Origin of the sequence: Pantoea sp. UBA5923 (assembly GCF_002431095.1) — a bacterium.
Classification (GTDB): Bacteria; Pseudomonadota; Gammaproteobacteria; order Enterobacterales; family Enterobacteriaceae; genus Pantoea; species Pantoea piersonii.
In genome coordinates this window covers 1-24,711 of record NZ_DJDN01000057.1, presented here as the reverse complement: position 1 = coordinate 24,711, position 24,711 = coordinate 1, and the positions used below count along the sequence as shown (strand labels likewise).

Annotated in this window: 21 protein-coding genes and 1 pseudogene; 7 read left to right on the top strand and 15 right to left on the bottom strand. The window is 55.9% G+C overall.

Annotated elements, in window-relative coordinates; all coding sequences use genetic code 11:
- From B3797_RS13870 to B3797_RS13860, 3 genes and pseudogenes are all read right to left on the bottom strand, one after another.
- Window positions 1-525 (bottom strand): annotated as a pseudogene (locus tag B3797_RS13870) (molybdopterin-dependent oxidoreductase); the annotation flags it as partial.
- Between the two features lie 37 nt (window positions 526-562).
- Window positions 563-1,945 carry a NarK family nitrate/nitrite MFS transporter gene (locus B3797_RS13865; RefSeq protein ID WP_311783625.1) on the bottom strand — a complete coding sequence of 461 codons (1,383 nt, stop codon included), beginning with the start codon at window positions 1,943-1,945 and terminating at the stop codon, window positions 563-565.
- A gap of 791 nt (window positions 1,946-2,736) precedes the next feature.
- Entirely contained in the window at window positions 2,737-3,297 is a 561-nt protein-coding gene (locus tag B3797_RS13860) for a TetR/AcrR family transcriptional regulator (protein ID WP_311791373.1), read from the bottom strand.
- 121 nt (window positions 3,298-3,418) lie between these two features.
- Here B3797_RS13860 and B3797_RS13855 point away from each other — a divergent pair, with 121 nt between their 5' ends.
- Entirely contained in the window at window positions 3,419-4,621 is a 1,203-nt protein-coding gene (locus B3797_RS13855; protein WP_311791372.1) for an MFS transporter, read from the top strand.
- Window positions 4,622-4,653: 32 nt separating this feature from the next.
- Here B3797_RS13855 and B3797_RS13850 read toward each other — a convergent pair whose 3' ends face one another.
- Entirely contained in the window at window positions 4,654-4,977 is a 324-nt protein-coding gene (locus B3797_RS13850) for a hypothetical protein (RefSeq protein ID WP_311783622.1), read from the bottom strand.
- A gap of 210 nt (window positions 4,978-5,187) precedes the next feature.
- On the opposite strand from B3797_RS13850, the gene B3797_RS13845 reads away from it, so the two are divergent.
- Together B3797_RS13845 and B3797_RS13840 are read left to right on the top strand one after the other, a co-directional pair.
- Entirely contained in the window at window positions 5,188-5,883 is a 696-nt protein-coding gene (locus tag B3797_RS13845; protein WP_311783621.1) for a B3/4 domain-containing protein, read from the top strand.
- Window positions 5,884-6,481: 598 nt separating this feature from the next.
- Window positions 6,482-7,474 (top strand): sugar phosphate isomerase/epimerase family protein, encoded by a 993-nt coding sequence (locus B3797_RS13840; protein ID WP_311783620.1) that lies wholly within the window; start codon window positions 6,482-6,484, stop codon window positions 7,472-7,474.
- Between the two features lie 39 nt (window positions 7,475-7,513).
- On the opposite strand, the gene corA is transcribed toward B3797_RS13840, so the two are convergent.
- Window positions 7,514-8,479, bottom strand: coding sequence for a magnesium/cobalt transporter CorA (gene corA, locus B3797_RS13835; RefSeq protein ID WP_311783619.1), 966 nt, complete (start codon window positions 8,477-8,479; stop codon window positions 7,514-7,516).
- A 127-nt stretch (window positions 8,480-8,606) separates the two neighbouring features.
- Window positions 8,607-9,734 (bottom strand): acyltransferase family protein, encoded by a 1,128-nt coding sequence (locus B3797_RS13830; RefSeq protein WP_311791371.1) that lies wholly within the window; start codon window positions 9,732-9,734, stop codon window positions 8,607-8,609.
- A gap of 634 nt (window positions 9,735-10,368) precedes the next feature.
- Between B3797_RS13830 and B3797_RS13825 the strand changes: the two genes are divergently transcribed.
- A complete protein-coding gene (locus tag B3797_RS13825) occupies window positions 10,369-11,142 on the top strand; it encodes an SGNH/GDSL hydrolase family protein (RefSeq protein ID WP_311791370.1) in 774 nt (257 codons plus the stop codon).
- Here B3797_RS13825 and B3797_RS13820 read toward each other — a convergent pair.
- The 7 genes from B3797_RS13820 to B3797_RS13790 all read right to left on the bottom strand — a co-directional run bounded on the left by B3797_RS13820 (window position 11,139) and on the right by B3797_RS13790 (window position 19,030).
- Window positions 11,139-11,816 (bottom strand): SDR family oxidoreductase, encoded by a 678-nt coding sequence (locus B3797_RS13820; protein WP_311791369.1) that lies wholly within the window; start codon window positions 11,814-11,816, stop codon window positions 11,139-11,141. The two genes, B3797_RS13825 and B3797_RS13820, sit on opposite strands and share 4 nt — an antisense overlap.
- A complete protein-coding gene (locus tag B3797_RS13815) occupies window positions 11,817-12,287 on the bottom strand; it encodes a YhcH/YjgK/YiaL family protein (protein ID WP_311791368.1) in 471 nt (156 codons plus the stop codon).
- Complete coding sequence (locus tag B3797_RS13810) at window positions 12,284-13,453, bottom strand: sialidase family protein (RefSeq protein ID WP_311791367.1); 1,170 nt, start codon at window positions 13,451-13,453, stop codon at window positions 12,284-12,286. The genes B3797_RS13815 and B3797_RS13810 overlap by 4 nt, the downstream gene beginning before the upstream one ends.
- Before the next feature lies 1 nt (window position 13,454).
- On the bottom strand, window positions 13,455-14,867 hold the full coding sequence (locus tag B3797_RS13805) for a sodium:solute symporter family protein (RefSeq protein WP_311791366.1): 1,413 nt from the start codon (window positions 14,865-14,867) through the stop codon (window positions 13,455-13,457).
- 452 nt (window positions 14,868-15,319) lie between these two features.
- Window positions 15,320-15,718: a hypothetical protein gene (locus B3797_RS13800; protein WP_311783612.1), complete on the bottom strand. Its 399-nt coding sequence runs from the start codon at window positions 15,716-15,718 to the stop codon at window positions 15,320-15,322.
- A 157-nt stretch (window positions 15,719-15,875) separates the two neighbouring features.
- On the bottom strand, window positions 15,876-16,889 hold the full coding sequence (locus tag B3797_RS13795; protein WP_311791365.1) for an ABC transporter substrate-binding protein: 1,014 nt from the start codon (window positions 16,887-16,889) through the stop codon (window positions 15,876-15,878).
- An 11-nt stretch (window positions 16,890-16,900) separates the two neighbouring features.
- Complete coding sequence (locus B3797_RS13790) at window positions 16,901-19,030, bottom strand: TonB-dependent siderophore receptor (protein ID WP_311791364.1); 2,130 nt, start codon at window positions 19,028-19,030, stop codon at window positions 16,901-16,903.
- A gap of 269 nt (window positions 19,031-19,299) precedes the next feature.
- On the opposite strand from B3797_RS13790, the gene B3797_RS13785 reads away from it, so the two are divergent.
- Both B3797_RS13785 and B3797_RS13780 read left to right on the top strand, forming a co-directional pair.
- Entirely contained in the window at window positions 19,300-19,677 is a 378-nt protein-coding gene (locus B3797_RS13785) for a RidA family protein (RefSeq protein WP_311783609.1), read from the top strand.
- Between the two features lie 379 nt (window positions 19,678-20,056).
- Complete coding sequence (locus tag B3797_RS13780; protein WP_311783608.1) at window positions 20,057-21,331, top strand: Glu/Leu/Phe/Val dehydrogenase; 1,275 nt, start codon at window positions 20,057-20,059, stop codon at window positions 21,329-21,331.
- Between the two features lie 32 nt (window positions 21,332-21,363).
- On the opposite strand, the gene B3797_RS13775 is transcribed toward B3797_RS13780, so the two are convergent.
- On the bottom strand, window positions 21,364-22,104 hold the full coding sequence (locus B3797_RS13775) for an SDR family oxidoreductase (RefSeq protein ID WP_311783607.1): 741 nt from the start codon (window positions 22,102-22,104) through the stop codon (window positions 21,364-21,366).
- A gap of 538 nt (window positions 22,105-22,642) precedes the next feature.
- Here B3797_RS13775 and proP point away from each other — a divergent pair.
- The gene (gene proP, locus B3797_RS13770) at window positions 22,643-24,106 is read left to right on the top strand and encodes a glycine betaine/L-proline transporter ProP (RefSeq protein WP_311791363.1); all 1,464 of its coding nucleotides are present in this window, start codon (window positions 22,643-22,645) and stop codon (window positions 24,104-24,106) included.
- Window positions 24,107-24,164: 58 nt separating this feature from the next.
- Here proP and B3797_RS13765 read toward each other — a convergent pair.
- Window positions 24,165-24,711 (bottom strand): omptin family outer membrane protease (locus B3797_RS13765; protein WP_311791362.1); only part of this gene is annotated, 547 nt, incomplete at its 5' end.

Genomic DNA, 24,711 nt, shown 5'->3' with positions numbered 1-24,711 from the left:
GATGTTGGCTGCGGCGATCAGCGGGTTCAGCTCTTTCCAGCTGGCGCGCACGAAACCGCCGCGGCCGCGCTGCGATTTATAGATTTTGCTCTTTTCGTTGTCCGCCATAATGGCGTTCCAGGCATCGACCGGGTCGCTGTGCTGCGCCAGCGACTCGCGCCACATCTCCAGCAGCACCTTGCGCACCAGCGGATATTTCAGCCGGTTGGCGCTGTAGAGGTACCAGGAGTAGCTGGCGCCGCGTGGGCAGCCGCGCGGCTCGTGGTTGGGCAGATCGGGGCGCGTACGCGGGTAGTCGGTCTGCTGCGTTTCCCAGGTGACTAAGCCATTTTTGACGTAGATTTTCCAGCTGCAGGAGCCGGTGCAGTTAACCCCATGCGTCGAGCGTACGATTTTGTCATATTGCCAGCGCTGCCGGTAACTGTCTTCCCAGTCACGGTTGGTGTTATAGACCTGACCGTGTCCCTCTGCGAAGCTGTCGCCTTTCTGTTTGAAATAGCGGAAGCGGTCGAGAAGTTTGCTCATTGCGCATCTCCAGTATGGTTAGTGCTCATTGCTCTGCTTAGTTGTTATTGGTTTTGCGACGGCCATACAGCAGCCAGGTCAACAGCAGACAAACGATGTAAAAGACCAGAAAAATTTTCATGGCGCCGACGGGCGAACCGGTCAGCGTGAGTGAGGTGCCGAACGCTTTCGGGATAAAGAACCCACCCACCGCGCCCAGGGCGGAAATAAAGCCCAATGCGGCCGCCGTATCGGTTACCGCAGCGTGCTGCGCCTCTTGCGCGCTGCGGCCCTGCGCAGTCATGCGGTCTATCGTGATTTGGCGGAAAATCACCGCGATCATCTGGAAGGTTGAGCCGCTGCCGAGACCGGCGGTAAGGAACAGCCCCATAAACACCACGTAGAAGCTCAGGAACGAGCCGCCGGAGGTGCCGGGCAGGGTCAGGAACAGCAGCGCGGAGAAGATCGTCATCAGCAGGAAATTGATGGCCGTTACGCGCACGCCGCCAAATTTGTCAGAGAGAAAACCGCCTGCCGAGCGCGCCAGCGCGCCGAGCAGCGGGCCGAAAAAGGCGAGATGGATAATGTCCACCTGCGGAAACTGCGTTTTCGCCAGCATAGCGAAGCCCGCTGAAAAGCCGATAAAGGAACCAAAGGTAGCCAGATAGAGCAGCCCCAGCGTCCAGAGGTGTCCCTGCTTAAGCACCGGCAGCTGTTCGCGCAGCGAGGCGCGCATGCCGGCGATATCGTTCATTCCGTTCCAGGCGGCGATAGCGGCGATGGCCAGCAGCGGCACCCAGATCCACGCCGCGTTCGCGAGCCACAACTGGCTGCCATCCTCCAGCGTCGCGCCGCCTACGAAGAACGGCACCACGATAATCAGCGGCGCGATCAGCTGCATCACGCTGACGCCCAGGTTGCCCAGGCCGCCGTTAATACCGAGCGCCGAGCCCTGTTTGCTTTTGGGATAAAAGAGGCTGATATTGCCCATGCTTGACGCGAAGTTAGCGCCTGCCAGGCCGCAGAAAAGCGAAATGATGATAAACACGCCATAAGGCGTACTGGGATTCTGAACGGCGAAACCCAGCCAGACGCAGGGAATGATCAACACGGCGGTGCTGATCACCGTCCAGAGACGACCGCCGACTACCGGCACGACAAAAGAGTAAGGCACGCGAAACAGCGCCCCGGAGAGAGAAGGCAGCGCCGTTAACAAGAAAAGCTGATCGACGGTGAAATTAAATCCCACCCGGTTAAGGTTGACCGCCACGGTGCTGAACAGCATCCAGACGCAGAACGCGAGCAGCAGCGCGCCAACGGAAATAATTAAATTACGCCGGGCAATATGTTTACCCTGACTTTCCCAGAATTGTTGGTTTTCCGGCGCCCAGTTTTCAAGTGCGCTGTGCCTGGCGTGCGTGGAATGAGGTTTTACGCTCACATATCCTCCCAATAAGCAGCAGACGGATCTCTCCCGCTGTCTGCGAGTAGTTTTTAAAATTAATAAATGAGAAACTGAATAAATCCGTATTTATACGAATCTGAATGAGAATCAGATGACGACGCCAGAAACGTTTTGCCTGTAATAAAGAAATAGCGGTTATATCAGGCGTCGTTATTCGGCGAATATTCCGTCCTGTAGAATAGGTAATAAGCCTATCGCAGCAGGCCGGAAAAACAAGAGGATTTGTAGGGGCTTTTATGATTCAGCGCAAGGTAACGCTGAGTTGTGCAATAAGGGGGATGGCTTAACTACCTAATTTTAGGTATATTTTAGCAGCCTAAAAACAGATGACCAGTTGCGCAGCGAGGCAATTTGATAAGCATCAAAGAAAACTGCAATAATAATCAGAAATCGCTTTTAACTGCCCTTCCCTCACTCTCTTTCTTTTATAGCGTAAAAAAACGATAAAGCTTTTTCCGGAAATAAACATCTTTACGCATGCCCTTTCGTTATTTATAAAAATATATAGCGACTTAATGCGCTGCTATTTTTGAGCGATATCAATTATTCGCCTTCTCAGCGGGCAAAAGTCATATGAATTTAAAGAGAACAGGCTTTACCGAGGCCCTTTTCAGCGTCATGTCCCGCTCGTCTCTTTTTGCTGCCAGGCTGTTTTATGCAACCTTGGGCACTTTGCTGACTGTATTGATTGACAGATAATAAGTATGTTGTAACTACAGCAGGATGGTTAATTAGCGCGGCTTTTGCTGTTCAGATCAGACGCAGCCTTAGCCTTCTCCCCGCTGAAACAGCCGCGCCACCAGTTCGCGACAATAGTCAGATGTGGGGTCGCGATCTTCAAACAGGATGTGATAGATCACCGGCGCAACGACAACATCCACCGCCTCGTCAACCGAGAACCCCGCTTCGCCGCGCTTTATCGCGCGATTTTGCAGCGTTTCCAGGTGCTGATAAGTAAAGCCGCAGCACTTTACCGTCGCGCTGCCGCCGCCGCTGCCAATAATATCGGCGAGCATCTGCCGCCCGACTTTGGACGACATCTCTTCAGCGTACTGCTGGATAAACGCCGCCATGTCGCCCTGCATATCGCCTGTGTCTTCGGGTTCGCCGACAGGACGCATATGCGCAACCGCGACGTCGGCAAGCAGCTGCGACAGGTCGCCCCAGCGGCGATAAATTGTAGATGGCGTGACGCCAGCCGACTCCGCCACCATCGGTACTGTAAGTTCGCTGCGGTCATGCGTTTTCAGCAGCGCGTTAACCGCTTTGTGCACCTCTTCCTGAATGCGCGCGCTGCGTCCGCCCTGCCGGATCATCTCCCTGGCCATCTTTTTCCTCTCAGCAAAGAACTAAAAGCGACTAAAATTGTTTAATGCAAAGATATTGCGTTAACGCAAAAAAGCAAGTATACCTCACTTAAAGCTAATATTTTGCTTTAAGGTGATTATCATGACTTCCACTTCGCCAGCACTGCCCGCAGCTGCCGCTGCACGTATTACGTTTTATAGCTTTGTCTGCGCTACGCTTATCTCCGCGACCAGCAGCGCGCCGACGCCGCTTTATCCGCTCTATCATACCCTTTACCATCTGTCGCCGGTTACCATTACGCTGATTTTCGCCAGCTATGCCTTTAGCCTGCTTATCGCATTGCTGACGTTTGGCCGTCTTTCCGACTTTACCGGGCGGCGCGTGATGATCCTGGCGGCGCTCTTATGCAACACCCTGGCGCTGGCGGTGTTTATGCTGGCGAACTCGGCGGAAATGCTGATTGCCGCGCGCATTATTCAGGGCGTAGCGACCGGCATCGCGCTCCCAACTTTTGGCGCGACGATCCTCGACGGCGATAAGGTGCGCGGCCCGCTGCTGAATTCCATTACGGCCTTTCTCGGCATGCTGGCAGGGACAATGACAGGCGCGCTTCTGGTGACCTTCGCGCCTTTCCCTACCGTTTCGGTTTACGCCCTGCTGTTTATGCTGATGCTGCTGGCGCTGGCGCTGCTGCCCCTGATGCCCGAAACCGTATCCCCAGTGCCGGGCGCGCTACGCGCTTTAAAACCGAACGTCGCCATTCCGCCGCGTGCGCTTGGCCCACTACTGCGGCTGGCGCCGGTAAATGTGGCGACCTGGGCGTTGGGCGGATTTTATTTGTCGCTGATGCCCACGCTGGTCATCCTCACGACCGGACTGACTTCGCCGTTTGTCGGCGGCTCCGTGGTGGCGACGCTGATGCTCAGCGCCACGGCATCGGTATTTATCTTCCGCCGCTGGCCGCCGCAGCGCGCGCTGTTTACCGGCACGCTCGCCCTGATAACGGGCATTAGCCTGACCTTGCTCGGTATTAATCATCATCTGACGACGCTGCTGTTTTTTGGCACTGCGGTAGCCGGACAGGGTTTCGGTTCAGTATTTTCAACCATTATAAAAATCGTGATGCCGCTGGCGGAGAGTCATGAGCGCGCCGGGCTGTTCGCTGCTTTTCTGGTGAAGAGCTATCTGGCCTTTGCCCTGCCAGCGCTGCTGGCCGGTTTCGCGGTGCCGCTGCTGGGCCTTGCCGCTACGGCTAACTACTACTGCTGGGGGATTATTTTGATGGCTGCGGTGTCATTGCTGGCGGGTCGAACTGCGGTGCGCCTGAAGGCGGAGAGAGGATGAAAAAAATGGCCGGTTCAACCGGCCATTTTCTTTTAGTTTGTCGCTTTATTTTTCAGGTCTTCAGCGCCCTGCTTGGTTTTATCCCAGGCTTTTTCGCTGCCCTGCTTGGTGCTGTGCCAGGCTTTCTGCGAACCTTCGCTGATTTTGCTGGTGGTCGCGTCGCTTTTGCCTTCGGCAGCATGTTCTGCCTTCAGCTTCTGCTCAGAACCGGTGTCCTGCACTTTGTGCAGTTTCTCTTTCGCAGTGTCTGCGCCTTTATGCGCTTCAGCCACGGTTTCATCGGTAGCGTGTGTAGTAGCCGCAAAAACCGGAGCAGCCAGCATCAGAGCAGAAAGTGCAATAATCGTCTTTTTCATGATTCCCTCACTAAAATTATCAAGTCCAGTTTCAGTATAGACAAATAATACAGTCGCACAGCAAAAGGCATGCAATTAGCCATGGATTCAGCATATTCCTGGATTTATATCTGGCCTGCGGCTCTGACCCGGCGACGCCAGAGAGGAAGGGAGGCAGCGACGGGCATCCCTCGCTACACTTCATCCAGTCTTTACTTATAAGGAATAGCGATGTTCTCTTTTTCCCCTGACGTTGAACTCACCGTTATTGCGCTGGCGCCGGGCTTTCGCGCAATCAGTATTCTCGTTGAAGCGAGCGAGGTGAAGCACCCGCAGATTGCGCGCGACGCGCTTAATGACGCCTGCCGCGCTGTCGTCTCAGAGGATGTGCCTTACGCTGAGGCGCATATATCCGCATGGCGCGAGGTGTTCAAAGCGTTCGGCGCAAAACCGGCCCGGACGCCAAGTTCGGTTGAAGCCTTACGTAAACGCGTGGCCCGTGATGGCTCACTGCCCACCATTGATCCGGTCGTCGATCTTTATAACGCCATCAGTATTAAATACGCCTTGCCGATCGGCGGTGAAAACGCCGCAGCCTATGTTGGCAATCCGCGTCTGGTGCGCGCCAACGGCAGCGAGCGTTTTGATACCCTGAACGCAGGCGAACCCTGTGAAGAGACGCCAGAGCCGGGCGAGGTAATCTGGCGCGACGATATCGGCGTGACCTGTCGTCGCTGGAACTGGCGTCAGGGCGTACGTACCCGTCTGGACGCCAGCGCACAACAGATGTGGTTTATTCTGGAGAGCCTGCCGGAAATGCCAATTGATGCGCTGCATCAGGCTAGCGACGAGCTTATCGCGGGTCTGGAGGCGATGATGCCCGGCTGCCGTACTGAAAAACAGCTGCTGGGCGCTGGCTTTAGCTGAACCCTGGTTTGTATGGGAAAAGCCTCAGTGGGTTAACTGGGGCTTTTTTTTTTGATGCTCCATCATGCTGGTGGCTTAGGACGGATCGTCAGAAACCAGACGGATAAAATCCGTTATATCTTCTGTGGCCGCGGTGTCTACTCTGATGCGCCGCTACCGCGTGCTGGCCAGGCTGCGCATCACCGTGGCGGACCGCGAGGCGCTCGGCTATCTCCCTGATGATGATCATGCATATGTTGATGTTTGCTATGAGCCTGGATGACGGCCCCCAGCGGCCAGAGGCGTATTCTCCGCTCAGGGAGATCGGCAAGCGAGTGAAAACCGGCAAGGTTTGAGCCGAACCGGGCAATCCCAGCCAGGATGCAGCCCCTGCCGTTTCAGCGCAAGACGCCAGATTCACCCCGCGTTTACCTGCACCTTTTCCTGAACCCACGATTTTATGTGACCCATCTTACATTTATCGCGCTCTCCGCTGGCAACGCAGCCGCTTACGCCCGCACAATGGAATATATAATCCTTAATGAATATATATTCACATATGGATTGCGGCTGCAATCCGACCACGCTTCTGTCTGCATCCTGAACGGAGAAATCGGCAATGAGTAACTACAGTTATCCGAAGTTTGGCGCTGGCCTGTGGCATTTCGCAAATTACATCGATCGTTACGCGGTAGACGGCTACGGCCCGGCGCTCAGCACGCTGGATCAGATCAAGCTGGCCGCCGAAGTTGAAGATCTCTCTTATGTTGACGTGCCCTATCCTTTTACCCCCGGCGTCTCGGTTGGCGATGTGAAGCAGGCCTTACAGGAAGCAGGGCTGAAAGCGATTGGCGTCACGCCGGAAATTTATCTGCGCAAATTCTCACGCGGCGCCTTTACCCACCCAGACGCGGCGGTGCGCGCTGAGGCGCTGGCGCTGATGAACGAAGCGGCCGACGTAGTACGCGAACTGGGCGCGAACTACGTTAAGGTCTGGCCCGGTCAGGACGGCTGGGATTACCCATTCCAGGTCGATCATAAAAATCTCTGGAAGCTGGCTGTTGATGGCATGCGCGAACTGGCAGGCGCGAACCCGGATGTGAAGTTCGCTATTGAGTACAAGCCGCGCGAGCCGCGCGTAAAAATGACCTGGGATTCAGCGGCGAAATCGCTGCTGGGCATTGAAGAGATCGGTCTGGACAACGTGGGGATCCTGCTGGACTTCGGTCATGCACTGTTCGCCGGGGAGTCACCGGCCGGTTCTGCGCAGCTGATTATCGATCGCGGCCGCCTGTTCGGTATGGATGTGAACGATAACCTACGCGGCTGGGATGACGATCTGGTGGTCGGCACCGTACATATGACCGAAATTTTCGAATTCTTCTACGTGCTGAAGTGCAATAACTGGGACGGCGTGTGGCAACTCGACCAGTTCCCGTTCCGCGAAGATCATGTTGAAGCCGCTAACCTCTCAATCCGCTTTCTCAAGCACATTTACCGCGCGCTCGATAAACTGGATATGCCTGCCCTTCAGGCGGCGCAGCTGGAGCAGAATCCGCTGAAGGCGCAGCGCATTATTCAAAATGCGCTGCTGACCTCTATCGAAGAGTAAGCGGTTACGCCGCGGCGGCAGCGCGTCGCGGCATGAGTTTTATAGCCAGCCCGACTTGCGCAGGCGCAGCCAGAGCAGGAAGCAGCCGACAATGGTTCCGCCTAGCGCTAGCGGATAGCCCAGCGGTGAGTTCAGCTCCGGCATCTCTTTAAAGTTCATGCCATACATGCTGAAAATTACCGTTGGGATCACCAGTATCGCACCCCATCCCGCCAGCTTTTTCGTGACCTCGTTCTGCTGCACCGCCACCATCGCCAGGTTAACGTGCATGGCGCTGGTGAGCATTTCGCGCATGTCCTCCGCGTCGGTCACTACGTGGCGCGCATGATCCTGCACATCGCGCAGGTAGGCGCGTAATTCTTTCGGCACGATATCTTCATGCAGGCGAACCAGCTGCTGACAAATCTCTTCCAGCGGCTGCGCCGCATTGCGCAGGCTTAACAGCTCGCGACGCAGACGATAGACCTTCTTCACCGCGAGATTATCAAATTCAGATCGGAACAGCGCCGCCTCCATCTCATTAATTTTGTCGCCGAGCGAGGCGGTATATTCGCCATAGCGATCGACAATAAAATCGAGAATACAGTAGAGCGGATAGCCTGGCCCGTGATCGAGCAGATCGCTGTTTTGCGCCACGCGCTCGCGAATAGGGGAATAGCTGTCGGAAGCGCCGTGGCGCAGCGTTATCAGGAAATTTTTACCAATAAAGATATGCGTTTCACCGAAGTGAAGATGTTCGTTTTCCGAACTGACGGTCTTCACAACGATAAACATCGACTCGCCATACTGTTCGATTTTGGGCCGCTGGTGCGCGCATAACGCATCCTCTACCGCTAAGTCATGCAGCCCGAACTCGCGCTGAATTTTATACATAAATTCCGCTTCGGGCTGATACAACCCCATCCAGATAAAGGCATCCGGTTCGCTGATAACGTCGCTGATTTTTTCTACATCTAATGCCTGCCCGGTCTGGCCAGGGCGATATACCATGCAATTTACAATCATGATCCCTTCGCTACACGGTTGTCTGAAGTAGTAAGAGCATAACCGCTTTTATTGCATTTAAATGAAGAGGTTTGTAACAGAATGCCCGCCGAACAGCGTCCGGCGAGCGACAGGCAAAATAAGGCGCTTAACTGCGGGGATGGGTCGCCGGTATGGTCTGCACCCGAGCCGGTTTCAGACCGAACAGCAGCGCCATCAGCGGCAGCTGTTTGATGATCAGATAGAGCGCGGCGCTGCAAATCAGGCCAAGCAGCGTGACCACCGCGACATAGGCCACCGGCAGCGTATCTGGCAGGTAGCCGTCCAGCATCCAGGCGAAGGTGATCACCAGCGGGTAGTGCATGATATAAATCACCAGTGCTGAATCCACTACACCCCTCACCAGGCGGCTCTCTTTCATGCGCAGCTTCTCAAAGGTGAATACCACCCAGTAAGAGAAGATCACCGAGAAGAGGCTGGCGCACAGCACCGGCAGATATTTCAGGCTGCTGGTGATGTTGTAGTGGAAGATGGCATAGAACACCAGCCAGCAGGCCACGCCCAGCGCCAGCACCACTTTGGTGTTGACCAGGATATTGCGCGCCTGACGGGGGATCTGATCGCTGTTGAGATAGAGCGCATACCCCGCCGCGTAGAACACCATAAAGCGCGCGGTAACCGGGATTAAATTGACCCATTCGCCAAAGTCTTTAACGAAGAACTTCACGACAAAGAACAGGTTCGCCGCGATAACCAGCGCCGCCACCAGCAGCGGGAAAGGCAGGCGTCGCATCAACGCCGCCGCGCGCTGATAGAGGCTCACCGGAATCAAAAACGACATCGCCGTGAGGGATACCAGGAACCAGAGATGGTGCAGCGAGGTATAGGCCCCCAGCGCGCCCTGTGTGGTTAAGGACTCACCGTCGATTAAGGCGTTAATAAGATACATCAGCCCTGGAATAAACAGGAAAGCGGAGATCAGCGGCACGACGACACGCATCTTGCGGTTACTGTAAAAAAAGTCGGTGCCTTTACGCAGGATGACCATCGCAGAGAACATTCCCGACAGGAAGAAAAAGGCTTCCATACGAAAGGTATGCACAAATTCGATCAGCGCGGTAAAGCCGTCCGCCTCATTTTTACCGGAAACATAGTACCAGTTATTTCCACCGGGAAGACTTCGCGCAGCATGATATAAAACCCCTTCCAGAATTAACAGCGCGCGCAGGAAATCCAGGCCGATATTTCGGCTTGAGAGAAACGTTTTATTTTCCACGTTATACCCTTCTCAAAAAGTCGCCAGAACGCAGCCCCTCTCTCGTCGCATTTAAACAACGAAACGTGAAAGAGAAATAATCCTGACCTGATGAAGTGAGCCATGCAAAAATCGGAATATCCCTGAATGGCCTGTATAGGCAAAGCGTATCATTACTTAACATTAAAAATCATTCTGCCGATCAGATATTAGGAATATACCTGGAGATAACTTAATCAATTAGGAAAAACGCCACTTAAAAGCCACCTGGCAATTAAAGTACCCGCAAGAGATAAATCAGAATCATACATTAAATTACAATCACTTATACTGATGCAGATTTTTATTCCCTCTGCCTTCCGCGCAATGAATGGTCTGACTTCCTCAAACGAGGCGACAGATAAGACCAGACAATATAAGAAACAGTGCTTACGGATAAGAATTGGCTTAATTTATTCATCGAAACTCGAAAATGAGATCTGCTCGCCTTGATTAAACCTGCAAAGAGAGCCAGCAAAAAGAACAAAGCAGCGATATAATTTCGTCGCTAACTATCGGCCATTTCAGGGTTGTTGGCAGCCAATTAAATTTGTTAACTTGATGAGAATCGTGTTTTATTCGCGATATTCATTTCAGGCAACGTGCTGAGAACGATATGCTGCAAAAACAATTCCATTTAAAAATGGCGCTATATATTGCGCTGATGATGAAAGTTTCATCCCCGACCGTCGCGCAAACCACCCCGCCCGGCACCTTTATTATTGAAGCCTGGGGAGGGTCGAGTACGAAAGGGGTACTGGCAGTGCGGGAAGAGGGTCGGCTGCGCAATATCGTCAGCGAGCACAATGAGATTGCCGTACTGAATCAGCTATTACAGGCGAAGTACGGCAGCGGCGTGCGCGTCATTAATCACGGCGCGCCCTCGGCGCAGGCGATCGAACTGCTGAATGGCCGCTATAAATATGAGCATAACCCGCCGTGGCAGGAGGCGATGAAACGCTCAAACGCCCGTTTAATCCTGCTCAATTTTGCCACCAACGATGCACGACATTATCACTTCCACGATATAGAGAAGCCCTATCAGGTGAGTCCGCAACGCTACAGCGAAGTAATGACAGCCTTGATCGACAGCGCCAGAGCGAACGGCAAAGCGGTGGTGCTGCAGGAGCCGCATCCGCTGTGCGGCAGAGCGGAAAAATGGGATGTCGCCCCTTATGCCGCGCAGCTCGCGGCTGTCGCCCGCGCGGAACAGGTACCGCTGGTGAGTCAGTACCAGCGTATTCAACAGATGCCTGGGTGGCGCGCCATGATGTCGCCCGACTGTATTCACCCTTCAGAACAACTCTACCGCATCAAGGCGCTTGAGACGTTTAAGGTGATCGAGCAACATTTCGGCGCGCAGCTCTCTCAGCTGAACGTTACGTCTTAAAACAGCGAGGCGCCGCCGCAGATCACCATCTCCTGGCCGGTAATCGCGGCAGCCTGCGGCGAGAGCAGAAAGGCGGTCAGCGCGGCCACTTCCTGCGGCTGGATAAGCCGACCAATCGGCGGCATGACCGGCTTTGACGCCTCGCGGCCCGGCTGCGAGAGCATCGGCGTTTCCGTCGCCCCCGGCGCGACCACGTTTACCGTAATGCCGCGAGGCGCCAGCTCAATCGCCCAGCTGCGCGCCATACCGACCATGGCGGCTTTGGTCGCAACATACTGTGAGCGACTGGCCGCCCCGCGCGAGGTGCGGCTGCCAATCAGCACGATGCGGCCGCCCTCTACCATTACAGGCGCGAAACGGCTGGCCAGAATTTCCGCCGCGCGGACGTGCAGCGACCAGAGGCGCGCGCTGACGCCGGGATTCATCTCGCCTACCGGTGCGGCGGCCATCATACCGGCGGCATGCACCAGCGCATCCGGTGCGGGAAGGTCGGCAAGGGTACGGATAAGCGCAGGTTCATCCGTCATATCCACCTGAACGCTGCGGAAATGCGCGTTATCGCGCGACACCCGGCTGCGGCTCAGTCCCGTCACCTGCCATCCCTGATCAAGCAGTGCGGTAACAATCGCCTCGCCAATGCCGGAGCTGGCTCCGGTCACAATTGCATGCGGCATCTACTCCTCCAAAAGCGTACTTGGAATTTTAAACACTGCCTTGCGCACCCTTTCTGGCTTTTGCGCTGCGCACAGCGCCTGATGCGGCTCGCCGGGCAAAAACACCGCAAAGTCTCCCGCGCTTAAGCGCATCGAGACCGGCAACGCCTGCACGCTGGCGATAAAGAGATCCGCTTTGCGCTCTTCATCATCCGCCTGCGCCAGGCTCTGCTGACTGGCGTTGATGATTTCCCTGCCTTCCAGCACCAGCTGGATATCGGCCCACTGGCGGTGATATTCAGTATGCCGCTGCGCGGCTGGCTCGGTTTGCGCCGGACCGATATGGCAAAACCACTCCGCTTCCTCTGGCTGAAAGCGGCCATCTTCGCGCTGCCGCAGCGCCTCAAGGCTGCAATCCTCGCGTTCAAGGATGGCGCGTAGCGCAGCGGGCAGGCCCGCCATCGCTAACGCCTGCACATGACCAATAATCATGGCGTCTCCTTAACCCAGTCCGGCGAAAGGCGCACATATTTGATCGCCTGCCGGTACCAGGTGTAGGCGATATGCAGATCGCCGTCTGCGCTCTGCTTGATGCTGGGGTAAGAAAACTCGCGATTGAGTTTCTGCTGTGAATTGTTAGTCATGCAGTAGCCATCGCCTTCATCAAGGTTGCGCTGCCATGGCCAGCTTTTTCCGCCGTCCGGCGAGATCGCCACCGTCATCGGCGCGCGCGGCGCTCCCCAGAAGGCGCTACGCCCTTCGCGCGCCTCCGGCTCTTTCCGGCTGTCGTCGCCGTCATCGATTTCGTCATAGAGCGAGGCGCGTCGCTCCGTCGCGCCCGCCGCGCTCATATTGTTAAACACCAGCGCCAGCGTGCCGTCCTGCAAGGTAGTGGCCTGGATAGAGGAGTTGTTATTCGGCAGCGAAGTGGGCTCCGGCTGCGACCAGCTTTCACCGCCGTCCTCTGAGTGGCTGTAGTAAATATGATCCGCCCAGCGGCTGCGATAAAGCGCCAGCAGCTTACCGCCCGGCAGCGTGGTGATATTCATATGCACGCAGCCGAGACTCTCAGGCACCTCGACGTCGCGCCAGCTTTTGCCGTTGTCGCTGGAGATCTTCACCGCGCTGATATCATCATTGCCGACCCACTTCTCACCCGGCCGGGTACGGCAGTAGAACACCGGCAGGAGCCAGTTGCTGTTCTCCAGCACAGTGATCGGCTGGCGGATAAAGGTGCCGGGCTGGTCAAGCAGCGTGTCAATCGCTCCCCAGGTCACGCCCAGGTCGTGCGACTGGCGAAAGCGCACGATAGCCGTATCCTGATTGCCAGAAACCTGCGCCGTCCAGAGCAGCCACAGCACCTTGTCAGGCGCAAGAAACAGCACCGGATTTTGCTCCGAACGGGCCGGATCGTCAGAGAGTTTCACCGCCTCGCTCCAGCGATCGGCACCGGGCGTCAGCCGCGAGCTGTAGACAGAGATATCCGCCACGCCTTCCTGGGTGCCGCCAAACCAGACGCACATCAGCGAGCCGTCTGGCAGCGGGAAGATATTGGCCGCATGGTTTTGCGGACAGGGCGATGGCAGCATCGCCGTAATGACGCGTACGTCCTGTTCGGCCGGGCGCAGCACGCCATCACGGTTAACGGTTACAGACATATCAGACTCCCCTCTGTTCAACTCTCTGATGCGATTTATGTTCTTGTCGGTTTGGGATCAGGTGATCGATCGCCATAATGATGGCCGGCGTGACCAGCGCGATATACATATTATTGATGCCGAACGGATCGCCCAGCAGATACCAGACTGACGTCGCCACGCAGGCACCAATCAGACCGGCGTTAGCGCCGCGGGCGCTTTTGAAGAATGGCGCGTAAAAGGCGATGACCGCCACCACCGAGATTGACAGGCGAATCGCGCGGGTAAAGAACGAGAGCTTCAGTACTTCAGGCACCAGCAGCACGAAAATCAGCGGCAGGAAGCCAATAATCAGCGACAGCCAGCGCGTCGCCTTAAACTCCTGTTCCGGCGTCGGTTTACGGTACGGCACATAGAAATCCTTCACCACCAGCGAGGCGATAGCCAGCGCGACGGTGCTGACGCTGACGAAAATCGACGCTACCAGTGACGTTGTCACCATTCCGGCCATCCAGGGATTCATATCCTGCAAGAAGATCGGCATGGCGTAGAGGCTGTTGATCTCCGGGTGCAGATATTTCGCCGCCACGCCGATAACCGCAATCGCCAGGCCGATCGGCAGACAGAAGAAGAAGGCAACCCAGGTGGCGCGCTTCGCCGAACGCACATCCTTCGTTGAGGAGATCGCCTGAATGACAAACTGGGTGCAGAAGATAGAGCCAATGGTGCCAATCAGCCAGGCAACGATGGTGCTGGCACCGATATGACCATCCCATGTCCAGTAGTAGCTGGGCATCTGGTCAATCATCGGCGTAAAGCCGCCTGTCTTATAAAGCGCGAAGCCCATAATGGCGATAATGCCCAGATACTTTAGCCCGCTGTGCAACATGGTGACCCAGGCCAGCCCTTTCATCCCGCCGAAGCTAAAATAGAAGGTGCTGACGATGGCGGTAATAAAGGCCGCTACCGGCAGATTGACCTTAAGGATGGTGGCAATCGCCGCCGCGCCGCTGACATAGTTGCCTACGTTAACCAGCAGCAGCGCATAGATCATAATCACCGAAATGATGTTTTTAGTGGTGTTGCCATACTTTTCCGCTATCGCGCCGGAAATAGTAATTTTGCCTGTGCTGTAGATGCGTTTGACCAGCAGGAAACCAAACAGAGGAAAGCCGATCGCCGCACCGATAACTGACCAGGAGGCGGCAAAACCATCTTCAAACGCAGCCTGCGCGGTACCGACGGTTGATTTGGCGCCGATATATTCCGACATCAGCAGGATGCCGACGACCAGCGCTGGCATAGCGCGCGAACCTTCCATAAAATCGCCGCTGCTTTTACTGCGCAGCCGCCATGTCAGCCAGGTGGTGAACAGGATATAAGCCGCCACGATGCCGACAATGATCAGGGTGTCTTCAGCGTTAAACGTATTCATCTGAGCCTCTCTTGAGGACGAGCGAAACCGTGGGGGCACTGACCCCCGTCTGTGTTCTGATGAGTGATGCAGCGTACCGGCGAGCTAACGCATCGCCATGTTCAAACCGAGAAGGCGCGCGCCGTAGGGTTTACTGCGGCGCGGCGGCGCAGCCTCAGAGCCTGGGCAGTGAGTGCTGCCGTTTTGATTTGCCACGTTGGTCTCCTGTAGGGAAGCAGATTGATTAAATTTAATCAGCGCACTTTCTTCGTGAAGGCGTCACGGGAGAATTTATAGGATAACCAGCGGAAGAATAAATTGATCGTGCTCACATATGCTCAATTATGATTACATATAATCAATAAGAGCCGTAAAGCGTCGCAGTGCAGTCACGCAGACGGGATAGCGAGAGAGATTAAGCGAGTGGGGGAAATGGCGAGGCCGGTCAGGCTGTGACCGGCCAGGTGTCACGCTTAGCCTTCGGCAGGCGGCGTCCATTCGGTAAAGGTGGGCTTGTTGCTTTTCACTTCATAGGCGACATGTTTCACTTCGCCCTTCGCGGTCGTAACTTCGACCGGATTGATGGTCACGCGTCCCAGACCAAACAGCGTAGCTACGTAGCCGCCGATTTTATGTTTACCCGGCGTCAAAAAGAGATCTTTACTCTGCCCGCCGTTCAGGGTGCCGGCGTCTTTACCGTCTACGGTAACATATACGGATGAACCGTCATCCGCACGCGTCATAACGTGTGAAACGCTGACCTGCGCCGGGCCGGCGGTAAAAGTGGGATCGTCCTGGTAAGAGTGTTTTTTCGCACATCCGCTGAGCGCGACAACGGCGAAAAGAGCTATCGGGGAAAAACGTGCAATCATTATCTTTGTCTGACCTCTGCTGCGGCTAAGTCGTTATTTTAGCGCTACGTCACACTTTCTCCCAGCAGGGAATGTGTCGGCATGTTCCGAATTCGCCCGTTTCGCTGCTTTTTACGCCAGCCGCCGCACGCTTTGTTCAGCGAGGCGGCTGGCGATTTCAGCCTGAAATCGGCGGCAAAGCGGCGAGTATCCGTTCTGCTTCATCAGCTCGCAGCGGGTAATCATAAAAGCGCTGATAAAAATCCCGGGTGGCGGCGACGATATCGAGCTGGCTAAAGAGCTGCGGATGCAGCTGCTTTGCCGCCCACTGGATCTGCAACGCCACTTCCGTTCCGTAGCGATCCCAGGGGAAAACGCCTGACGGGTTTTGCAGCACGCGATGCTGCTGTACCGCCTTTACGCCCCTGAACAGCGCGGCATACTGAGAATCCTCCAGCCTGCCCGCCCCCGCGCCGATAATAATGACGTCAGGATCCCAGGCGATGATCTGCTCTGGCGAGACCTCTTTCATATTGCCTTTCACCTGCGCCGCCGCGTTTCTTCCCCCGGCGAGCCGAATCCAGGTATCAATCAGCGTCTGGCTGCCGTCAATCTTCAGCGGATGCAGCGACTGAATGTGCAGCACGCGGGGTCGCTGTGCCTCCGTCAGCGATGCGGTTTTGGCGCTGACGGCGGCGATTTGCGCATCCAGATAGCGGTTATAGCGCTGCGCCCGACGCTGTGCCTCCGGCGTGCCGACGACCTGAGCGGTCGTCAGCAGGGAGCGCTTCATCGAGTCGAAGTCGTTAAACTGCATGCTGAAGGTCGGAATAGCGGCCTGACGATAGCCGATCGCATCGGGATCCTGCGCGGGAACGAAGATCGCATCGACGTGGCGCGCCACTAACGCCTCGCTGGAAAAAGTTTTGCCATGCGCCTGAAGGGCCTGACCAAGCGACGGCTGTACCTTAAACATCCACGGCCTGTCTGCCGGATGGTTGACGGTGGCGACGATAAGATCGCCCGCACCCAGCGTCATTAACAGCGAGTGGTGCGCATACCAGGCGTCGGCGATGCGATGCGCCGGATGCGGCAGTTCGATCTTTTGCCCCAGATCGTCGGTAAGCGTGGCGGCAGAGACCACGCCCGCCCACAGCCCCAGCGCCAGGGCGCTCCACAATACTCTCTTCATTACTCGGCTCCTTAAAAATCGAGCTGCATCGAAACCTGCACCTGGCGCGGCTCGCCGATCGACGCGCTGGCATAGCCCGCGCCGCTGTAGCCATTGAGGCCGCCCGGCACGATATTGGTCCAGTAGTGACGATTGGTGAGGTTAGTTACGTCGAGGCGGAAAGTGGTGTCCGTGTTCATCAGCCGGGTCTTATAGGCTGCGCCCGCGTCCAGCGTGGTATAGCCGCTCACCCAACCCTCATTCGCATTGTCAGTGGCACGACGCCCGACATAGCGCGCGCCGCCGTGTAGATCGGCGCCGCTGATGCCGGGCAGATCCCAGACGGCGAACAGGCTGGCGGTATAGCGCGGCAGCCCGACAATTTGCTTGCCCTGCGTCGCGCTGCTGGCGGTATCAAACAGGCGCGGGTCGAGCCAGGTCATGCCGCCATAGAGACGCAGCGTCTCCGTTACGTCGCCATCCGCCATCAGCTCGACGCCGCGGTTACGCTGCTCACCGTCAACCGCATAGTCGCCGCTGCTGTTGGTATAGGCGAACGGACGTTTGATTTCGAACAGCGCCGCCGTGAGCAGCAGCCGGTTTACCGCCAGCTTGGCGCCGGCTTCCACCTGCTTGCTGCGATAAGGGGCAAGAATATTGCCTGCGTTATTTGCGCCCGTCGGCGCGGTGTCGCCCTGTTGCAGGCTGTCTGCATAAGTGACATAGAGCGTCAGCGGATCCACCGGCTTGTACATCAGGCTGGCGGAGCCAGAGAAGCCGCTGCTGGAGGATTCGCTGCTGCGCGCGCCGCTTTTGGCGTAGTTGGCCGAGCTTAACAGGCTTTCGCTGCCCGCCAGCAGGAGGCTCCACTGCGGCGAAAACTGAAGATTATCGCTCAGCAGAAAGGCGTGCTGTGTCGCAGTGGCTGAGTGATAGCGATCGGTAAAGTCAGGATAGTCAGGTTCATTAAAGCGCGCGGGCTGTTCCAGCGAGGCGCTGCCCAGCGTCAAGGTGCCGCCATGTACCGGATTCAGGTTTTTCCAGACAAAGCCGCGAACGCCGGTGGCGATCTGGTGATGTATCCAGCCGGTATCAACATCGCCGTTAAGGTTCGCCATATAGCTGTTGATGGTAAAGCGGCTGGCGGTGGAGGATGAGGTGGTTGTGGTGTAGTGCCCCGCCCGATCGGTAAAGGTATTGGTCACGCCGGTCGATTCGCGATCGGCGATCTGGCGCAGCACGCCAATCTCCCCCTGCCAGTTGCCGTCGAAATCATGTTTGAGGTGAAGCCCTGCGGTAAGGGTATGGTTATCGTCGCCTGCGTAATATTGTCCCAGGCCCGCCTTTTTCGGATCGGGCGCGGCCGGAAAAGTCAGCCCTTTGCCCAGCGCAAATTTACCCGGCAGGCCTTTGTCATAGTAGTGGTAGTAGCTGAAATTAGTCTCCAGCACAGTGCTGTCGCTGAGGTTTGCGTCAAGCGCCAGGCTGAACAGCTGACGGCGTACCTTGCTGCCGCTGACATAGCCGCCGCCTTCGTCATCGAGTACGTTGAGGCGATAACGCAGACGATCGTTTTGATCCAGCGGCCCGCTGAAATCCGCGGCAACCTTGTGATTGCCCCCGGTGCCGCCGCCGACCGTCAGGCGATGTTGCGGCAGATCGGTAGCGCGCTTCGCGACAAAATTAAACAGCCCTGCCGGGTTAGCCGGGCCATAAAGCGAACCGGCCAGACCGTTCAGCACTTCGATATGGTCAAACTGTTCCGCCGCGTAATCGGTAGTCGAGACAACGTTCAGGCCGTCGATCATGCTGTTCTGCACCACGCTGCCCTGCATGCCGCGCGTCTGGGGACGCGCGCCATCGCCCTGAACGGACGGCATATAGCGATAGAGCGCGCTGACGCTTTTCAGCTGCTGCTTCGTCATTAAGTCACGGGAAAGCGACTGAACAGAAAAAGGCGTGTTGCGAACCGCTTGCCTGCCCGCATTGCCCAGCATGGCGCTTTTTTGCGTGGCGTCTTCATGACCTGAGCCAGTCGTTGGCGCGGAGGAAACCACCAGCGTATCATCAGTTGAAGGCTCTGCGCCCTGCGCCTGCAAGGCTGCGAAAATAAGTAAACTGAGAAGACGGGGCTGGAAAAGCGCACGGGATGTAAATTTCATTTTTTATTTTGCCAGTTTTTACAGGTGATATTAACGGCAGGAAATGGTGACGGGTGATAACCACTTTCGCTGTATTTACAATTATATAGCGAAAGGGTGCGTTATTAACAGCGGCAATAGGTTATCGCGCGATTATGATGCTCAATGGCAATAAGCCAGCTGGAAAAGCGAAATCGAATAATTGTCACTTTACTGAACTATATTATTAACTGGCAGGAGTACAGATATTCAGCGTTATTCCACTCTCGCGATACAAAAGGATTATGACCATGACTGCTATTGAAAGAATTAATTATCCCGCGCTGGGCGAGGTAAAAGCGCCTTATGTTCATGCGGTGAAACAGGGAAATATACTCTACGTCTCCGGCCTTACGGCATTTGGCAGCGTGGCGCAGAGCGGATCGATTGCTGAGCAGGCGGAAGTGATATTTCAACAGTTCCAGCATATCGCTGAGGCAGAAAAGACCACGCTCAGCGCGCTGCTGAAAGTCACTATTTTCATCACCTCTTTTGCGGATATTGATGCGCTGCGCAAGGTGCTGTTTCGTTATTATGGCGATCACTTGCCTGCCAGTTCGCTGGTAGAGGTGAGCCAACTCTTCTCACCCGATTTGAAAATTGAGATCGAAGCGATACTGGCGCTTTAATCCTGCTGTTACGCCTTCCGGTATTACTTAAAGTAATCATCCCATTAGTCTGGCTCATGCGGCTAATTTCTGGTGTTAAAGTCAATACGGAGCGAACGCAATTTGTTCAATTTATGAGATAACTCAAGGAACTGAAAAGTGGTAATAAATTTCATCTATGCAACCTTCATGCAACATTACGGCATCTTTATTCAGTGCAGTCGCGCTTAGCCGCAGTATTTATGCACTGTACTGCACCAAAATGAAGCAGAAGCGCTTTTTTCGGCGGCGTAAGAAAAATTATCTTTCTCCGGTAAGTGGTAAATTATCGGGGAGCGGTCAGATCCGCTATTCATCCACGGCAACACATAATAAACGACTTTAAAAAAGAAAGGTCTTTATGGAAAAGTTATCCTACGCGTCTGAAAACAGTACATCTGCCTGGTCCACCTACCTTCAGCAAATCGACCGCGTCGCGCCCTATCTGGGCGAACTGGCACGCTGGATCGATACGCTGCGTCATCCTAAACGCGCGCTGATTGTCGATATTCCTCTACAGATGGATGACGGCTCTATCCGCCACTTTGAAGGCTACCGTGTACAGCACAACCTGTCGCGCGGCCCGGGTAAAGGCGGGGTTCGCTACCATCCAAATGTGGATCTGAACGAAGTGATGGCGCTTTCCGCGTGGATGACCATCAAGTGCGCCGCGGTCAACCTGCCATACGGCGGCGCGAAAGGCGGCATCCGCTGCGATCCCTTTGCGCTGTCAGAAGGTGAACTGGAGCGTCTGACGCGCCGTTACACCAGCGAAATCGGCATTATTATCGGACCGCAGAAAGATATCCCCGCGCCAGACGTCGGCACTAACAGCAAAGTCATGGCATGGATGATGGATACCTACTCCATGAACAGCGGCACCACCGTGACCGGCGTGGTCACCGGCAAGCCGGTTCATCTTGGCGGCTCACTGGGACGCGAGAAGGCGACCGGGCGTGGCGTCTTTATCACCGGCCGCGAAGTGGCGCGCCGCGCAGGCATTCCCGTTGAGGGCGCGCGCGTGGCGGTACAGGGCTTCGGCAACGTCGGCAGCGAGGCGGCGCGTCTCTTTGCTGAAGCAGGCGCATCTGTGGTGGCGATTCAGGATCACAGCGCAACCATCGCCAACTCTGACGGTATCGATATGGCTGAGCTGTCCCGCTGGCAGCTGGAGCACAAGCAGATCCTCGGCTTCCCTGGCGCGCAGAAGATCGATGAAGAGGCGTTCTGGCACACCGATATGGATATCCTTATTCCGGCGGCGCTCGAAGGCCAGATTACGCGCGCGCGCGCCGAGAAGCTGAGCTGTAAGCTGGTGCTGGAAGGCGCTAACGGCCCAACCTACCCTGAGGCGGACGACATGCTGGCCGAGCGCGGCATTATCGTGGTGCCGGACGTTATCTGTAACGCAGGCGGCGTAACCGTCAGCTACTTCGAATGGGTGCAGGATATGGCGAGCTTCTTCTGGAGCGAAGAGGAGATCAACGCGCGCATGGATAAAATCATGACCGACGCCATGGTGCACGTCTGGAACAAAGCCAATGAGAAGAGCTGTTCACTGCGTACCGCGGCCTATATCGTCGCCTGTGAACGCATCCTGATGGCGCGTAAAGAACGCGGTATCTATCCGGGATAATCCCTTAGCGGGCAGCCCAGGCTGCCCCTGTTTCAGTAGCGCACCAGTCCGCCATCAACCGCGTACTGGCTGCCGGTCACATAAGAGGCGTCGCTGGAGAGCAGAAACAGCGCCACCGCCGCCGCCTCTTCCGCCTTTCCTGCCCGCTTCAGCGGCACCTGACTGACAATAAAACTCTCAAACTGCTGGCGCGCCGTCTCCGGCATAAAATCGCGAAAGTGCGTCTCAATTGGCCCCGGGATCACCACATTTACCCGGATGCCCCGCGGTGCGAGCGCGGTTGCCCAGCTGCGCGCCATCGCCACGATAGCCCCTTTGGTGGCGGCGTACAGGCTGGTGGTCGCCGCGCCCTCATAGGTGGATGACGACGAGGTGACCACTACCGACGCGCCGGGGTTAAGCAGAGGCGAGAGCCTGGCAAGTTGCAGCATGGGGCCGCGCACGTTCGCGTTCATCATCGCGTTAAAGGCTTCCGCCGTAACCGACTCCAGCTCGCCCAGTTCGGCATAGCCTGCGTTGAGCCAGAGTCCATCCAGTTTGCCCCATTTTTCAATCGCCTCGCCCAGCGCATCGATATCCGCCTCCAGCGAGGCATCGTTGCGCAGCAGCAGGGCGTTGTCATGCAGCACGCTATTGGCGTGCTGAAGTCGGTTTGCATTGCGACCGGTTACCGCGACTCGGCCGCCTTCCGCCTGAATGCGCTGTGCGCCAGCCAGCCCCATGCCGCTGGTGCCGCCGGTAATCAGGATACGCTTATCACTAAAACGGGCCATAACCCCTCCAGAAAGCGAGCCGTACGCCTGTACGGCGTCCGGTATCAATTGACGTCATCTCTGAATGTTAGCTGGCGGCGGCAATAACGCGTTATTTTGTCGGTGACAGATTGATGACATAACCGACTGGCTTAAACCCGCATTTAGAACAGGGTTAATATTTTAAGATGTATGGGGAATGACCTTTAGCTTATAACCTTAGTTACCATCGGGTTATTTCCGCTCTGTTTTACTTTTCCGTAACGTCAGTGCCAAATATTTTTCTTTTACGGCAGTTTCTTTTCAGCTTAACCCGCTGAGATATAGCGTTTAAAACCAGCGCGGCATTTTTCGGTGGCAGTAATTGCCTGGTTAATCGGCTATGTCAGTCTAAAAATCTGCTAATTTGAAAGCGAGGCCGTTTTTATAGTAAGGTAAATTCGTGTAAACGAGCTGCCGTAATTTATTTTGACAGGCTGCTTATAGCTTTCTTTCCCTTGGTTCAATGGCAGTACGGCGACGAAAGCTATAAGAGCCTCATTATTTCAATGAGGATATTATGAGCACCGGGAATCAACCCACAGATAAAAAGCATTTCTGGCAGAAAAAGCCGAAAGAGCAAAAAGAACTGACGGTCGACGATATCACTATTGTCGACAATGACATGCTGAAGCGCGCGGTCGGCGCAGCGGCGTTGGGCAACGCCATGGAATGGTTTGACTTCGGCGTCTACAGCTATCTTGCCGTCACCATCGGTAAGGTCTTTTTCGCTAATGCCAGCAACACCGCACAGCTGATCGCGGCGTTTGGCACTTTTGCCGCCGCCTTCCTTGTGCGCCCCATCGGCGGTCTGGTGTTTGGCCCGCTGGGCGATCGCATCGGTCGTCAGAAAGTGCTGGCGATGACCATGATCATGATGTCGATCGGCACCTTTTGTATCGGTCTGATCCCCTCTTACGCCAGCATTGGCATTCTTGCACCGATACTGCTGCTGGTGGCGCGTCTGGTTCAGGGCTTCTCCACCGGCGGGGAATATGGCGGCGCGGCTACCTTTATCGCTGAGTATTCGACCGATAACCGCCGCGGCTTTATGGGCAGCTTCCTGGAGTTCGGGACGCTGGGAGGTTATCTGTTAGGGGCAGGCCTGGTCACGGCGCTGACCTCTGCTCTGCCTGAGCAAACCATGCTCGACTGGGGCTGGCGCATTCCCTTCTTTATCGCCGCCCCGCTCGGCCTGTTCGGCCTCTATGTCCGTCTGAAGCTGGAAGAGACACCTGCGTTTCAGCAACATATGGAAAAGCAGGAGGCGCTTGAGCACAGCAAACCGGCGCTGACAGTTATGCAGATGTTGAAGAAGTATCGCAAGCCGATGCTCAAATGTATCGGTCTGGTGCTGCTGTTCAACGTCTCCAACTACATGCTGACTTCCTACATGCCAAGCTATCTGACCGGTATTCTCGGCATGGGCGAGCTGAGTAGCCTGTTGCTGATCATGGTAGTGATGTTTGTCATGATGCCGCTGACGCTGTTCTGGGGTCACTGGGCGGATCGACTGGGCCGTCGTCCGGTGATCGGCAGCGGCGCGGTCGGCCTGATTCTGCTGGCTATTCCCTGCATGATGCTGGTGACATCGGGCAATATGTGGCTGGTGTTTGTCGGGTTGATCGTGCTGGGCGTGCTTCATACCTGCTTTAGCGGCACCATGCCCGCTACGCTGCCGGCGCTTTTTGTTACCGACATTCGCTACAGCGCGCTGGCGATTGGCTTCAACCTCTCCGTGTCGCTGTTTGGCGGCACCACGCCGCTGATCACTGCCTGGCTGGTGGACACCACGCATAACCTGATGATGCCCGCCTACTATCTGATGGGCGCAGGCGTGATTGGTCTGCTGACCGTGTTGACGCTGCATGAATCGGCGCGTAAACCGCTGCGCGGCTCCTCGCCTGCGGTAGCCAGCGAAGCGGAGGCGCACCGTCTGGTGAAAAAGCTGCGCTCGCGCAGCAAACAGCGGGCGGCGCAGTAATCAGTTGCCCCGACTGACTGAATAAAAAAACCCGCCGTCGGCGGGTTTTTTTATTTCATCAGAAGCGATACTGCAGACCAACCGTCATCGTATAGTTCTTGTTGGAAATGCCCGCCGCGTCACCGCCATAAGAGGCCGACTCGCCGGTTGGGTTATAGATTGCCTGCGTGCCGCCCTTACCTTCTTCGTATTTGTTCCAGCTAAACTCAGCGAATACTTTCGCGTGTTGGGTCAGGTAGTAGCCTGCATCGACCGCCGCGCCATAGTAACGTGAACCTGAGGTTTTCTCGCGGAAGGTCAGGTCGCGCATATAGTGTTCATCGTTGTCATGGGCGCGTACCCAGTCGCTAAATTTAAACAGCGCGTTGAACTCCAAATCGTTAATGCGATACTGGCCGACCAGGCCGACATAAGGCATAGAGAAGCGCTGGCTGTAACCAATACCGCGCTCGCGATCGGCAAAGCTGCCGATAAAGTTGCCGTTGTCGTAGTTAAACGTGCCGCCATAGGCTGTCCAGCTAAAGCGCGTCTCCTGATAGCCCGCAACCGCGCCGACTTTATAATTATCATCCTGCAGGAACCAGCCTTTCGCGTTCAGATCGTAT